Genomic DNA, 14,550 nt, shown 5'->3' on the forward strand with positions numbered 1-14,550 from the left:
ATCACCAGATCCCGCAACAGGTAGGGATAGATCCGGTGGCCCTCCCCCGGTCGACTGGTGCGCGGCCTCGGATACACTGCGTGCAGGCCCATCTGGCGCATCAGCCGCTGGACTCGCTTGCGGTTTACCGGGTGGCCCAAGCGGTTGAGATAGGCCCTCATCCGCCGTGAACCATAGAACGGCCTTCGCAGGTATTCCTCGTCAATCAGGCGCATCAACTCCAAGTCGCTATCCTGGGCTGGCTTGGGCCGGTAGTAGACCGAGGAACGACTGATGTCGAGCAACTGACACTGTCGCCGCACGCTGACATCAACCGCCCGTGGCTCCACCAAGGCCTGTCGCTGGGCCCGGCTCAACGACCGAGCCTGCGCGATAAAAAATCCCGTTCCACCGTCAGCTTGCCGATCTCACGGTACAGGGTGTCGATCTCCTCCTGGGTCTTCTGGGCCGCTTTGCCGCCGCCCTTGCCCTCGAAGATCCCCGTCGCCTTGTCCAGCAACTCACGCCGCCACTGACTCACCATGGTCGGATGGATCTCGAAGCGGGCTGCCAGCTCCGAGGTGGTCTGCTCCCCTTTGAGGGCCTCAAGGGCCACCTTGGCCTTGAAGTCGGCACTGTATTGCTTGCGTTTCCTGCTCATGATCAGATTCTCCTGTCGGAATGATCAGAGCTTAACCCCTGGTCCGAATTTTGGGGTCCACCTCACAGTCGGCGGATGCCTCTGAGTCTGTGCGGTGATCACACAGGCCATGGCTTTGAGTCGATGCGGCCGGTTTGTTAGATGGATTCACAGTGAACGTCCTCCACAGGAGCGAAACGGGGGCCAGGTTGCTGGGCACAGCATAGCCCCCTCCCCCTCTCCCGCGCATGCGGGGGAATACGTAGGTAGAACACCGGATACCGGCGGCAATACAGCAGGCCTAGCCTTTACACCGTAGGGCGCGAAAGCGCCTGCATCCAGACAATCCGGAGGATTCAGACATGAACACCCGTATCGACACAAATCACTATGAAGCCACCTCTCAAAACGTCAATGCCCTCCTTGCGCGCCACAGCCACTGGCTCCTGCGCGCCGGGTTTGCCAGTGTCTTTTTGTTTCACGGGGTGGAGAAGTTCGTCATGGGCATTGGCGGCTTTGCCGCCATGATGAACCTGCCGGTGACGGTCGCCTTCCTGGTCGCTATGGCGGAGGTGCTGGCGGGCGTGGGCATCATTGTCGGTGCCACCGTGCGTAACCGCCTTGGTGACATCGTCACGCGACTGGCGGGGCTGGCCGCCGCGCCGGTGTTGGTTGGCGCCATCGCCATGGTCCATTGGGGGCAGTGGAGTTTCGTCGCCAGCGACAGTCACCCCATGGGCGGCATGGAGTTCCAGGTGGTGCTCTTGTTGCTGGCACTGAGCTTCATCCTGCGCGGCAACCAATCCTGAGTCACCACGACTGATCGGGGCTTGGGCGAAGCCTGATTCGCCAGGCCCCGGTCACTCACCGGGGAGCATGAGTCATGACCCTGATCTCGAACAGTGCCAACCACCGCCATCGCGTGGTGATCCTGGGTGCCGGATTCGCCGGACTGAGCGCAGCACTGAAGCTCGCCCGGGCACCGGTGGATATCGTCATCATCGATCGTCACAACTACCATCTTTTTCAACCCCTGCTCTATCAGGTGGCCACCGCGGCCCTGTCCCCGGCTGACATCGCCGCGCCCATTCGTGGCATTGTCGGCCGGTTTCCCAACGTCCGCGTATTGCTTGACACCGTCGAGGATGTCGATCGACGGACACGTCGGGTTTACACCGCAGGTGGGCGCCACGTGCCCTACGACGACCTCATCGTGGCCACCGGGGCCACGCACAACTATTTCGGCAAGGACCACTGGCAGCAGTGGGCACCCGGTCTCAAACGCATCGAAGATGCCATCGAACTGCGCCGACGCATCCTGCTGGCCTTCGAGCAGGCGGAAATGGAAGAGGACATCGCCACACGGGAGGCCCTGATGACCTTTGTGGTCGTGGGAGGCGGCCCTGCTGGCGTAGAAATGGCCGGGGCCGTGGCCGAACTGGCCCGGTTCACTCTGGCAAGGGATTTTCGGAATATTCAGCCTGAGAACGCCCGAGTCGTCCTGGTGGATGCCAACGAACGCCTGCTTCGCCCCTTTCCACCCTCCTTGTCGCGAAAGGCCGCCAAGACCCTCGGTCGGTTGGGCGTGGAACTGATCCTGAATGCCCGGGTGGACGGGATGGATGCAAACTGCGTCAGGATCGGGTCGCGCGTGCTCCCGACACACACGGTCATCTGGAGCGCCGGGGTTCGCGCCTCCCCTGCCGGACGATGGCTCAAGGTGGAAACCGACCCGGCGGGACGAATACCGGTCGACGAGACACTGCGTCTGCCCCAGGACCCGACCATCTACGTATTGGGCGACGTCGCCAGCCACCGCAACCCGGACGGATCCCATACCCCGGGCGTGGCGCCCGCCGCCAAGCAAATGGGGCGTTATGCGGCGCGTCACATTGCCTCGCGCCTCAGGGACCGTCCTGCTCCCGGCCCCTTCCGTTTTCGTAATCCGGGCCAACTGGCCACCATCGGTCGCCACTCGGCACTGGGCCATTTCGGCCGCTTGAAGGTCTCGGGCTATCCAGGCTGGTGGCTGTGGGGTCTGGCTCATATCTATTTCCTGATCGGCTTTCGCAATCGCCTGATGGTGGCAGCCAACTGGTTCTGGTCCTATCTCACCTTCGGCCGCGGCGTCCGCCTCATCACCGGCGATATGCCATCCATCGCAATATCGACTCGAGAGACTGCGCATCCTCCATCCTCAAGACACACGCCAACGGCAAAATCAGCCGGCCCAGGAGGCTCGTCATGACACACGCATTGCATCAACTACAAACTGCCGGGCAATCGCCGTGGCTGGACGCCATTGACCGCACCATGATCGCCGACGGCACCCTGGAACGCCTTATCCGGGAAGACGGGTTATGCGGTATCACCTCCAATCCGGCCATCTTTCAGAAGGCCTTCGCCGCCGGCGATGGTTATGAGCGGGCTATTGAGAGCAAAGTGGAACAGGGTGAACTTGATCCGCTCAGCGTGTACGAGTCACTGGCTTTGAAGGATATTCGCGAGGCCGCCGATCTGCTGGCACCCGTGCATGCGAGGACCTCGGGGGCGGATGGTTATGTGAGCCTGGAAGTGTCCCCCACATTAGCGGAGTCAGCCCGGGAGACCTACCAGGAGGCGCACCGACTCTGGAAGGCACTGGAACGCCCCAATGTCATGATCAAGATCCCCGGGACCCGCGAGGGCCTCGAGGCTGTCGAAGACCTGATCGCCGATGGCATCAACGTGAATGTGACCTTGTTATTTGACCGGGCTCTGTATCGGCGGGCGGCAGAGTCGTATCAGCGTGGTCTGGAACGTCGTGCCGTATCGGGCAAGCCCCTGAACACGATTTCTTCGGTCGCCAGTTTCTTCATCAGCCGCATCGACACGGCGGTGGACGCGACCTTGCAGCAAAGGCTCGATACGAGGCTTTCCGGCGAAAATGCCCGCCAGGCCAAAGAACTCGTGGGCCAGGTCGCCGTGGCCAATGCCCGCCTGGCTTACCGGGATTACCTTGGCATCCTGGCCACGCCCCGCTGGAGGGCACTGGCGGAAATGGGCGCACGACCGCAGCGCCTGTTGTGGGCCAGCACCGGCACCAAAAGCAAGGTGATGTCGGACGTGCATTATGTGGAATCCCTGATCGGATCACAGACAGTCAACACCATGCCCCCGGAAACCTTCTGGGCATTCCGCGATCATGGCCAGGTCAACCCGACATTATCGGAGGGCGTGGCCAAGGCCGAACACGCTTTAACGAGACTGAGCCTGTTGGGTATTCCTCTGAATAGTATTACGGCGCGGCTGCGCCAAGAGGGGATCGACGGCTTCAAATCGGCCTACGCCCAGTTACTTGAAACCGTTGCAGGCAAGATTGAGGCAAATACCCATCCCACCACAGGAGAACACCCATGCAAATTGGCATGATCGGACTCGGGCGCATGGGCGCCAACATGGCGCGACGCCTGGCACGCAATGGCCATGAGTGTGTGGTCTATAACCGGGATCCGCAGGTCGCCAATGCCCTGGCACAGGAACAACCCGGGGTGCACCCGACGGAATCCCTGGACGAACTTGCGGCAACCTTGCGTCCCCCTCGCAGCATCTGGCTGATGGTCCCGGCCGGCGCCGTCACTGACACGGTCATCGAGACACTGACCCCGTATCTGAGCCCGAAGGATGTGCTCGTGGACGGTGGCAACAGTTATTTCAAGGACACTGTTCGCCGCTCACAGGCGCTGGCCGAGAAGGGCATTTTTCTGCTGGATGCAGGGACCAGTGGCGGAGTCTGGGGCCTGGAGCGTGGCTACTGTCTCATGGTGGGGGGCGCCGAGGCGGCCTTCCAGCAATTGGAGCCCGCGCTGGAAACCCTGGCCCCCGGCACCGACCACAGTTCTCGCACGCCAGGGCGCAAGGGCTCGGTGGAGCCAGCGGAGAAGGGTTATCTGCACTGCGGTCCACCGGGGGCCGGGCACTACGCCAAGATGATTCATAACGGCATCGAGTATGGCCTCATGCAGGCCTATGCCGAGGGCTTCAACATCCTTGAGAGTGCGGGGACGCCCGAGGCACCCGAGCCCTATCGGTATGAATTCGATGTGGCTGCGATTGCCGAGCTGTGGCGCCGCGGCAGCGTGGTGGAATCATGGCTTCTGGACCTGACGGCGGCCGCCCTTCATGCCGATCCGGACCTGGATGGCTTTACCGGCCACGTCCAGGACTCAGGCGAGGGACGCTGGACCGTCCTGACCGCTGTGGAACAGGCCGTGCCGGCCCAAGTGCTCACTGCGGCGCTGTACGCGCGTTTTCGTTCACGCCAGGAATCGAGTTTCTCCGACAGGATCCTGTCGGCCATGCGTCATCAGTTCGGTGGCCATGCCGAGCCCTGATGAGTTGAAATCATGCCCTTGCAGGAGTCCGTTCCATGCACAGCCCAACCCCTTCAGTATCTCGATCCCCCGCCTCCGGGCTGATGGTGATCTACGGCGCGTCGGGCGATCTTGCCCAGCGCAAACTTTTCCCCGCCCTCCATCACCTGGCCCGGGACGGCTTGCTAACGGATGAGTTCGGGGTGATCGGCGTGTCATCCAAGGCCTTCACCGAACAAGGCTTTCGCGATCACCTGGATGAAACCGTCCGCCCGCATCTTGAGGGCGGACTCGATGAGACCAGCTGGCGCTGGCTCCTGAAACGAGTGAGCTATGTTTCCGTGGACTGGGAGGATCCCGACGACTTCAAGTGCCTGGCCCAGCAGGTGCGCGAGATGGACGCACGCTGGGGGACCGATAGCAACCACGCGCACTATCTGGCCACGCCCCCCAGTCGCTTTGCGTCCCTTGTGGCACATCTTTGTGAAGCCAACATCCTGAGGCGGGATCCGCAGGCACGGGAACGCGTGATCATCGAAAAACCCTTTGGCCATGACCTGGATTCGGCCATCGCACTGAACAGACGTCTGCTGGAAACCCTGGACGAGGCCCAGATCTACCGGATCGATCACTATCTGGGCAAGGAGACTGTGCAGAATCTGATGGTGTTTCGCTTTGCCAACGCCATCTTCGAGCCCATCTGGAATCGCCGCTACGTGGACCACGTGCAAATCACCGTGGCCGAGGACCTGGGGATCGGCCATCGCGCCGGTTATTACGACGGCGCTGGGGCACTCAGGGACATGGTCCCCAACCACATGATGCAACTGCTCTCCTTGATTGCCATGGAGCCACCCGCCTCTTTCAATGCCGAAGCCGTGCGCAATGCCAAGGGGGACGTGCTCAGGGCTATCCCGCTCTTCACCGCCGATCAGGTCGCCCAGAGGACGGTTCGGGGTCAGTATGGTCCCGGGCAGATTTCCGAGGAAGGGGACGTGCACGGCTACCGCGAAGAAGAAGGCATCGCACCGGATTCCCCCACGGAAACCTTCGCCGCCCTGCGTCTGGAGATCGACAACTGGCGCTGGGCCGGTGTGCCATTTTATCTGCGGACCGGAAAACGCATGCCCATGCGGCAAACAGAGATCGTGATTCAGTTCAAGTCGGTACCTTCCATGATGTTCCGCAGCACCGGCGTGGAGGATCTGGCCCCGAACCGACTGCTGTTGCGGATCCAGCCCAGAGAGGCCATCGTCCTGAGCTTTGGCGCCAAGCGGCCCGGACCCTCGATACGCATCGCCGACGCTGATCTGGAATTCTGCTATCGGGATCGCTTTGGTCTGGGGCCCAGTACCGGGTATGAGACCCTGCTGTTCGATGCATTGCGTGCCGATGCCACCCTGTTTCAGAGGGCCGACAGTATCGAGGGCGGCTGGGCGGTCATTGACCCGATCCTTCGGGTCTGGGATGACAGCTCGCCCGGAGATTTCCCCAACTACGCTGCTGGCACGTGGGGCCCCGAGGCGGCCGATCGTCTCATGCAACAGGATGGCCGACAGTGGAACAATCAACCCTGAGCCGATGGTGAGTCCAATGCTTGCACGAATAGACCATAACAGGGTCTTCGACGACCTTGACAGCCTGGCAAACACCGCCGCCATCGATTGCCTGAGATTGGCCAACGACATGATCACCGAACGGGGGCGTTTCCACATTGCCCTCTCCGGTGGTCGCACGCCTCAGCGCTTGTATGAACAACTGGCAGACCGTATCAAAGAGACCGACTGGTCCCGCTGGCATATTTGTTTCGGCGACGAACGCTGCGTGCCCCCCGATCATCCCCGCAGCAACGCGGGCATGGCCCGCAAGGCCTGGCTCTCTCGAGTACCGATCCCGTCATCCCAGGTACACATCATGTTCAACGCCGGTAACGATCCCGAAAACGCCGCAGCAGCATACGCGGCCCACCTGCAATCATTGCCAAGGACTGCTGACGGGTGTTGGCCGATCTTTGATCTGGCCCTGATGGGTTTGGGATCGGACGGTCACGTCGCCTCATTATTCCCGCACTCGGATGCCCTGCGTGAAGATCGCCGCCCCGTCGTCGCGGTGCCCCCCCCGGAGGGGGAAGAATGGCGGATCACCCTCACCTATCCAGTCTTCAATCATGCCCGGAATCTCTGGTTCCTGGTGGCAGGTTCGGATAAACGCGAGGTGATGGCACGTATCCAGAGGGGGGAGAACCTGTCCACGCCCCTACCGATACAGCGTCTGACACCTCAGGCGCAGCCTCGTTGGTATCTCGATCGGACGGCCGTCATCCCATCATGAATTCTCAACGGATCGAGATCTTGAAGGGACCTCCAATCGCCCCTGAAAGCGCCCACTGGCGCCTCCAGGGGTTTGGCGACCATCACTCGACCGTGGGAACGAAGGCCTGAAGCTGGGGATCGTAGTGACTACCCGTAATGTTGGCCGGCTCGGCAGGGCTGGAGGGTGCGGGTGAACGGAGCGAACCCACCGGCTGGCCCTCGACCTTGCCCACAAAGGCCTGCAGGTGGGGGTCATAGACTGAACCCACTACCGTATTGCCCTTGGTGGCTTTCGCGTCGCTGGGCGGTGTGGTCAGGGTGGTCTGGTATGCCGCGCCCGCCGGCACATAGGTCTGCAACAGGTGATCCCACTCCGAGCCAATGGCCTGGCCCGTGGTGGCGATGATCATCGTGGCGGTGCCGGCAATGAGACTGTTTTTCAAGGTCAGGATTTTCATGGTCATTCTCCTTCCAATCGCGGTTTCGGATCTCATCCCAAGGCGGTGTTGCCGTGTGCCTTGAGCTTGATTTCAGAATAGGCCGCGTCACCCCTGACCAACATTCGGATGAATACCTACAGTGCTAATACTTAGGCACGCCCCTGATCATGACTGAGACGTCCGTTCAGTTGATGGGTTAAGACCACCCAACTCGGCAGGCTTCGCAACAGGGCTTCCCTGAGGAGCGTGAACCAATATGAAACATTCACACGACCTGATCCTCATCGGCGGCGGCGTGGGCGGACTCATCATTACCAGCGTTGCCGGGCAGTTGGGCCTTGACGTCGTGCTCATCGAACGTCGCGAGAGGCTTGGCGGTGACTGCCTCCACTACGGCTGTGTGCCGAGCAAGACCCTGATCCGCTCGGCGGCGGTGGCCCATCAGATACGGCACGCCGATCGATACGGTCTGGAACCAGTGGCGTCGGAGGTCGATCTGGGCCGCGTGATGGATCGGGTGCGAGCATCCATCAACACCCTGGGCGAGCACGACGACCCGGAACGGTTTCGCAACTATGGGGTGTCCGTGCGCTTCGGGGCCGCCCGATTTGTCGACCCGCACACTGTCCAGATCAACGGCGAGCAGATTCGGGGACGGCGCCTGGTCATCGCCACGGGCTCACGACCGGCGGTGCCCCCCATTCCCGGCCTGGATGGAATCGATTACTGGACCAACGAGACCATCTTTGACCAGCGCCAGCTACCCGAGCGGCTAGCGGTTCTGGGAGGGGGGCCCGTGGGCGTGGAACTGGCTCAGGCCTTCTCTCGGCTGGGTAGCCGGGTCACGGTGCTGCAGCGTCCCTCCTCGCTTCTGCCACGGGAAGACCCGGAAATGACACGAGCGCTTGAGCGTCAACTCAGCAATGAAGGCCTGTCCGTGGCCACGGGCAGCACGGTGGAATCCGTTGCCTCCGAAGACGGCGAGATTTGCTTGCAGGGGCAAAATGCCGAGGGTGGCTTTCAGGTGACAGCCGACGCAGTACTTGTCGCTGCTGGCCGACGCGCCCAGATCGACGATCTGGGCCTGGAAGCGGCCGGGGTGAAGGTGAAGAACGGGCTGATCCGCGTCGATCGACGCATGCGGACCAGCCAGCGCCACATCTTTGCTTGCGGTGACTGCTGCGGGCCGTATCCCTTTACTCATGTCGCCGAGTACCAGGCCGGCATCATCATCGCCAATGCCGTCTTCCGCCTTCCCAAGCGCGCCGACTACCGAGTGGTGCCCTGGGTCACCTACACGGCGCCCGAACTGGCGCGAGTGGGACTGACCGAGGCCGAGGCCCGATCCAGGGGCATGGGCGTCCAGGTTGCCCGGTTTTCCTTCCGTGACGTGGACCGGGCGGTGTGTGATGGTGAAACGGCCGGCTCGGCCAAACTGGTCATCCAAAAGGAACGGCTGGTGGGCGCCACCCTACTGGGGGCACAGGCCGGTGAGTTGATCCATGAACTGGTACTGGCCATGCAAACCCGCCTCAAGGTCGGGCAGATCTCGGCCACGATTCACGCCTACCCCACCCGCGCGCAGGTCCATCGACGAGCGATCAATACGCTTTACGCTTCTAAGCTCTTCTCGCCGCGCACGCGAAGCCTCGTCCGTTGGATCCAGCGGATACTCCCTTGAAACAGCCTCAAAACCTGAAGGCCCTGAAGGAGAGCCGGCCCGCTAAGGGCGCTGTGGTTTCGATACGATTTCCTTGACCAGCTCCCATTATGCATCGGAAAGCTCGTACCGCCCTGCCATGAGGCCTCGCCCAACGGAAAATCCGTCTCGCCACCCTCTTGCGGACCGATTTCAGTGGCATGCGCTGCCGCCGCTGCTCAGGACGGGCCTCCCTTGGGACTTGACAGGTATCCGGCGGACGAAGGGATCTTGCAGCGGAGCTTCTCGAAAATTTGACACACAAGGCTGTTTGGATCGTGTCTGCCAATATCCCATGGGTCTATTGGTCGACAAGGAGTCGACTTGCCCAAGTGCGAAAGCGGGCGGATCCTGGATGCATCCAGCAAAACGAACCTGCGCGAGACACTGCCATGTCTGCAATGACACCGGTTCCGGCTTGGTATGGTCACAGGAAGGCGTGGTCCTTCATGGGCGCGCTTCCCGTCAGCCCCCTGCTGACCGCCGGCTTGATCCTCATACTGTTCTGGTCCGCCCTTGCGCCCCAGCCCGTTCGGGCCGAGCCCCCGGAGACGTCGGAAGCCCTGATGCGCTTGCAGGCGGAGGGCGACCTGACGGTGCGTGCCCTGCGGGCCTGGGGGGCGTTGCCGGAGCGCTACATGCCCATGCTCCTGAAACTGCAGGGCCAGGGCCTGGATATCCTCGGGCTGGATGGGAAGCAGGTGGCCGCCCTGGCCGAGCGCGCCCGAACCGAGGATGGGCTTGAGGGGCACCGGGATGATCTGCAGACTCTGGCCCGTCTGATGGCCGATCTGGGCAAGACGCCGCCGGAGCGGGTCACCAAGGTCTTCTCTGGTTACATGGATGAGTACTGGGAAGCGTTCGGTTATAACGCGAACCTGAATCCCCGACCGGAGTTCCTTGATGAGTACGGGGCCTTTTCCGATGCGACCCTGAAGATCGACACCCAGGATGCCAGGAGGATTGCTGTCGGGATGCGGTCCGTCGAACCCCTTTTCCATCCCCCGTACGCCCATGACACCCACGAGGCGCGTATCACCCTGGCGGTGGATCCACAGGGCACCAGCAATCCTGTACTGTCGCTGCTTGCCCCGGACCAACTGGACGAGAACGAAGGCCGGGCACACGCCTTTCGTCTCGCACTGGCCACACCGGATGAGGAGCCTGTCAAACTGAGTCTCACCTCCAGGCCCGGTGGGGGGCAGAACCACCGCCTGGCCGAGGTCGAACTGGATGGGCCGATACCCGATCGTGTCACGCTGGCCCTGCGACCCGGGGGTGAGGTTCTGGTCCTGGACGATGAAGAACGTCTTTTGCTGGAGGTCATGGCGCCGGATCTGCTGGCGCTTGAGCCATGGCATGTGGTGGTCATGGCTTCTGCCCGCGAGAGCAATACGCCGGGCCGACTGTCACTGCGCTCCGTGGCCATCGCGGAGAGGGACCTGCTGCTGACACATGATCCCCATGCGTTGGTCGAGGCGCCGACGAAGACCGTGCTGTTCAGCGGCGAAATCCTGGGGCGACACTGGGAAACCTTTGCCGCCACACGGCATGCCTATCTGCAATACCTGTCGATGCATGAGGGCGGTTTGCGAGTGGATGCCCCGGCGGACCAGGGACGGGTGATGGCCGGCATCCGCTCGGTGCATCCGCTGCTCTGGCTGGACCGGTTTCAGGGTATGGCAACCCAGGACCTCACCTTCCACCTCCGCCCCGAACAGACCACCGGGCTGGTGGTGGCCCTGACCACCGAGTTGGGGAACGAACGCCGCGAACCCTCAGACCCCTTCTATCTCATGCACTGGAGACGTGACGGCCAGGAGGGATACAAGGCCCACGTCCAGACCCGCCGGAACGCGTCATTGCTGGAGTCGGAACCGGAGGCGATGCCCGAAAGCCTCACCTTCAGGCTGACCCCCGAGGGCGTTCGCCTGCTGGCCCCCGGATTTCCCGATACCCTGACGCCCTGGGATGCGCTGGCCTCCGGCCAGGGTCTGTATCTGTACGTGTATTCCCGGGCCGAGGAAAACGACGCACCGGTGGCGCTGGCGCTCGACCGGATCACCCTCAAGCGCTCGCCGGGGCCCCGCATGTACGCCGGCGTGCCCCAGCCGGGTGTGTCGGAGTTGCCCATGACCGCCCTCTTTTCGGGCCAGGAAGATGCCCTCTGGGACAATCACGCCCGCAGCGGCATGGAGTTTGACGATTATGCCCGATACACCGAAGCCGGACTGGAAGTGGACGTGCCGGCGAGCTACCGCAACAGTCGTGCGGGCATCGTTTCCAGCGAGCGGGTGATCAACCTGGATGGGCGTCTGGATCGCACGGCCTACCGGGTGCGGCTGAGGTTCGATCCGGACAGGACGGACGGCTTCCAGGTCCTGTTTGCCAACGATCCGGTCACCGGCGCCGGTGCCGATGCCCCGGGCGTGAGCCTGGTCAGGCATCGGCATAATCGATTGACCGGGAAGTACGTCCTGGAGTTGAAGAAGGGAAGATCCTCCTGGTTTCGCGAGATTGATGCGGCCTGGATGGGCGCCCATTGGGACGGCACGGTGGATATCGAACTGGGAGAGCACTCCATGCAGGTCAGCCTGCCGGGCGGGCTCAGCCTCCGCGGCACGGGGTTTTCCATTTCCGATTCCACGCGCTGGCACATGACGGTGCGCTCCATGTCCGAAGGCGGCCAGACCACCTCCTGGGACCGCATGGCACCGGCGCGCATGGTCCTGCGTGAGATCGAGGCGGGCTGGGTCACCCCCATGGGCATGTCTGCCGCCGATTACTGGGAATTGCGTGATCCGGATGACTTCGACCCTGAAGCCTATTTGAAGGCCCTGATGTCCGGGCCCGGGAGTGACTTGCCATGAACACACGGGCCCGCCTCTCATTCATGCTTCCCGTGCTGCTGATGCTGTCCCTGGGCATGGCCCTGCCTGTCACTGCCGATCAGCGGTTCATGGACAAGGAGGACCACCCGGCGCTGAAAAGGATCATCGGCATGGATTACGAGCGCCAGAAACAGGTGTTTGAACGCATCGGCATCCCGGTTTCGGATGACTTTTACCATTGCCTTTGCAGCCGCGCCAGGTATGGGTCAAGCACCACCAGCACCTCTTACCACCCCGCAGCCCTGCCCGGCTGGGATGACATGTACATCTGCGGCCGACCGGGCGGGCCGTGCATGACCCGAGGGTTTGGCTGCTGGAGAAATCCGCTTCCCTCCGACCCCCGTATATGGCGCTTCTGTTCCGGGAGGGATGGCTACGCCGGTGAAGACATCCTCGAGGACCTGCTGGGGGCGCTTTCCGAGCTGCCCCAGGCAGGGATCGATTATGGACAAAAATTGGACGAGTGCCGCGAACACCACTCCCTGCGCACAAGCCCCGACAGCATCCGCGACTTCCAGTACGGCTATGACTACCTGGCCAGCCAGGGTGTGCCGGTACTGCCGCCGCCGTCGTCCGTAACCCGGGAACTGCAGCGCGAGGCCGAGTACGACCGTCAGGATCTGCAACGCAGACTCTCCCGGATCGAGCAGCGGGTGGAGAAGGAACTGGAAGTCAGCCTCGTGCAGGAACTGGGCAAGGAGCTGATCACCCACAAGCATACCCACACGGCGATCGCCGAACTGGCGCGGGCCGTCAACAAGACCGCCCAGCAGGAACTGAGCAAAGAACTCGAAGACTTGCAGAAGGCTTCGAACGGGGATCAAGGCCAGATCATTGTCCTGCAGTCACGACTGAACCGGGCCGAGCAGGAAGGCGCCAGGATTGAAACCCTGCTCACCGGGCTGGGGGCCGCGCAGGATGCCCACAAGCTGCCGGGCATCTTCTCCGATGCCACCTCCGGGGATCCGCGACAGATGGGCCAGGCCCTCATCGACACGACCGACCTGGTGGAAAAGTACTTCAAGAAGTACCAGAAAAGCACCGGTGCGGCAGCCCGGCAATGGCGGGACATGGCTGCGCAGGGGCTGAGCCCGGAGGATGCCCGGCGGTTTGAGCAGATCATCGAGAATGAACAGGTGATCAACACCGCACTTTCCGGCGTGAGCACCGCCCTGAAGGCGGGTAAGTGGGGCGCCTATGCCTACGATGCCTATCAGGACTACAAGAGGCTGCGGGCCGAGGCTGACCGGATGGCGGCTTCCGGTCGCTACACCGAGGCACAGGCTCGCATGCTCAACGCCTTCAACGTCATGAGTGATCTCTCCAGGCGCGCCGCCGGCCGCCTGCCGCCCGGTATCAGCGAGATGTCACAGTTCTATGCCGAGGCCCTGGCGCTGCCCGGTCAGGTGGATCAGATGATGCGGGAGCTGGTCGATCGACACGATGTGATGGCAGATATCTCCGGCACCCAGGCCCAGACCGAGGCCATGCGCCGATTCGGCGAGGCGCATCCCAATGCCAGCCTGGACCGGGATGACTACCTGTTCCGCCAGGCGGGGCTTTCCGCCTATATCCACCAACCGGGAGGGGGGCAGCGGGGTATCGACAGGCCCTATGTGCTGCTCCCCAGGGCCGATGCCGATCCCATCTACATCGATCAGCGCACGCGGGATCGGCTGATGGAGGCCGCCTACTACTTTCCCCTGGCCAACGACCGGCGCATGACCGATGCCGATGTGGAGGAACTTCTGAGAAACGTGGGAGACGCGGGGACATCCCTGGCCATCGACGACTGGCGTCGGGCCGCCGAAAAACGGCTCAAGGATGCCGCCTACGCTGGACAGCGGGCCGAACTGATCGGTCCCGACGAGATCAGCATGCAGACCCTGACGGCGTTCAGCAGCGTGGTGTGGGAAAGTCTCCCCGAGCGCTGCCAGTTCAGCCGATCCACCGAAAAACGCCTGCTGCGGGCCTATGCCCGGCAACCGGAAGCCGTCGAGTCATGGATCCGCGAGCATGGGCTGGCGCTGACCGTGGCTGAGGCGCGCAGAGACGCGCGGCAGGGGCAATAGGGGATATCAGCCGCCGCTTCGAGAGGAAATCCCGGCATAACGGACCCACAGCGGGCCATCTTCCTGGTCAGGAACGAGCCCGTTCCTGCGTTCCGTCACAAGACCCTGCTGCAACTGGTGCAGGAAGGGCGGACCGAGGATGTGATCGGCTATCTGGAGTCGATC

12 protein-coding genes are annotated in these 14,550 nt (G+C 62.6%); 9 read left to right on the forward strand and 3 right to left on the reverse strand.

All coding sequences use genetic code 11. The annotated features are described in order from the left end of the window. Positions 1-302: IS3 family transposase (locus ECTHA_RS20005; RefSeq protein WP_169738268.1), on the reverse strand; the 302-nt coding region annotated here is incomplete at its 3' end. A gap of 50 nt (positions 303-352) precedes the next feature. Further along, entirely contained in the window at positions 353-640 is a 288-nt protein-coding gene (locus ECTHA_RS0102615) for a transposase (RefSeq protein ID WP_025280892.1), read from the reverse strand. 341 nt (positions 641-981) lie between these two features. On the opposite strand from ECTHA_RS0102615, the gene ECTHA_RS18835 reads away from it, so the two are divergent. From ECTHA_RS18835 to pgl, 6 genes are all read left to right on the forward strand, one after another. Continuing rightward, positions 982-1,428 carry a DoxX family protein gene (locus ECTHA_RS18835; protein WP_025281016.1) on the forward strand — a complete coding sequence of 149 codons (447 nt, stop codon included), beginning with the start codon at positions 982-984 and terminating at the stop codon, positions 1,426-1,428. 74 nt (positions 1,429-1,502) lie between these two features. Beyond that, the gene (locus ECTHA_RS16855) at positions 1,503-2,867 is read left to right on the forward strand and encodes an NAD(P)/FAD-dependent oxidoreductase (protein ID WP_025281015.1); all 1,365 of its coding nucleotides are present in this window, start codon (positions 1,503-1,505) and stop codon (positions 2,865-2,867) included. Further along, positions 2,864-4,030 (forward strand): transaldolase, encoded by a 1,167-nt coding sequence (tal, locus tag ECTHA_RS16860; RefSeq protein ID WP_025281014.1) that lies wholly within the window; start codon positions 2,864-2,866, stop codon positions 4,028-4,030. The genes ECTHA_RS16855 and tal overlap by 4 nt, the downstream gene beginning before the upstream one ends. Continuing rightward, a complete protein-coding gene (gene gnd / locus ECTHA_RS0102635) occupies positions 4,015-4,992 on the forward strand; it encodes a phosphogluconate dehydrogenase (NAD(+)-dependent, decarboxylating) (protein ID WP_025281013.1) in 978 nt (325 codons plus the stop codon). The genes tal and gnd overlap by 16 nt, the downstream gene beginning before the upstream one ends. A 35-nt stretch (positions 4,993-5,027) precedes the next feature. Then, positions 5,028-6,548 (forward strand): glucose-6-phosphate dehydrogenase, encoded by a 1,521-nt coding sequence (gene zwf, locus ECTHA_RS0102640; RefSeq protein ID WP_025281012.1) that lies wholly within the window; start codon positions 5,028-5,030, stop codon positions 6,546-6,548. Further along, the gene (pgl, locus tag ECTHA_RS0102645; RefSeq protein ID WP_169738269.1) at positions 6,520-7,302 is read left to right on the forward strand and encodes a 6-phosphogluconolactonase; all 783 of its coding nucleotides are present in this window, start codon (positions 6,520-6,522) and stop codon (positions 7,300-7,302) included. The genes zwf and pgl overlap by 29 nt, the downstream gene beginning before the upstream one ends. Positions 7,303-7,384: 82 nt before the next feature. Here the strand turns inward: pgl and ECTHA_RS0102650 are convergent, their stop codons facing one another. Then, a complete protein-coding gene (locus ECTHA_RS0102650; protein WP_025281010.1) occupies positions 7,385-7,741 on the reverse strand; it encodes a hypothetical protein in 357 nt (118 codons plus the stop codon). A 238-nt stretch (positions 7,742-7,979) separates the two neighbouring features. On the opposite strand from ECTHA_RS0102650, the gene ECTHA_RS0102655 reads away from it, so the two are divergent. The 3 genes from ECTHA_RS0102655 to ECTHA_RS0102665 all read left to right on the forward strand — a co-directional run bounded on the left by ECTHA_RS0102655 (position 7,980) and on the right by ECTHA_RS0102665 (position 14,385). Next, positions 7,980-9,404, forward strand: coding sequence for a dihydrolipoyl dehydrogenase family protein (locus ECTHA_RS0102655; protein ID WP_025281009.1), 1,425 nt, complete (start codon positions 7,980-7,982; stop codon positions 9,402-9,404). Between the two features lie 467 nt (positions 9,405-9,871). Further along, positions 9,872-12,292, forward strand: a complete 2,421-nt coding sequence (locus ECTHA_RS0102660; protein ID WP_025281008.1) for a hypothetical protein — start codon at positions 9,872-9,874, stop codon at positions 12,290-12,292. Then, positions 12,289-14,385, forward strand: coding sequence for a hypothetical protein (locus tag ECTHA_RS0102665; protein WP_025281007.1), 2,097 nt, complete (start codon positions 12,289-12,291; stop codon positions 14,383-14,385). Before ECTHA_RS0102660 ends, ECTHA_RS0102665 begins: the two co-directional genes overlap by 4 nt. The last annotated feature ends 165 nt before the right edge of the window (positions 14,386-14,550 follow it).

Source organism: Ectothiorhodospira haloalkaliphila ATCC 51935, assembly GCF_000633935.1.
Taxonomy (GTDB): domain Bacteria; phylum Pseudomonadota; class Gammaproteobacteria; order Ectothiorhodospirales; family Ectothiorhodospiraceae; genus Ectothiorhodospira; species Ectothiorhodospira haloalkaliphila.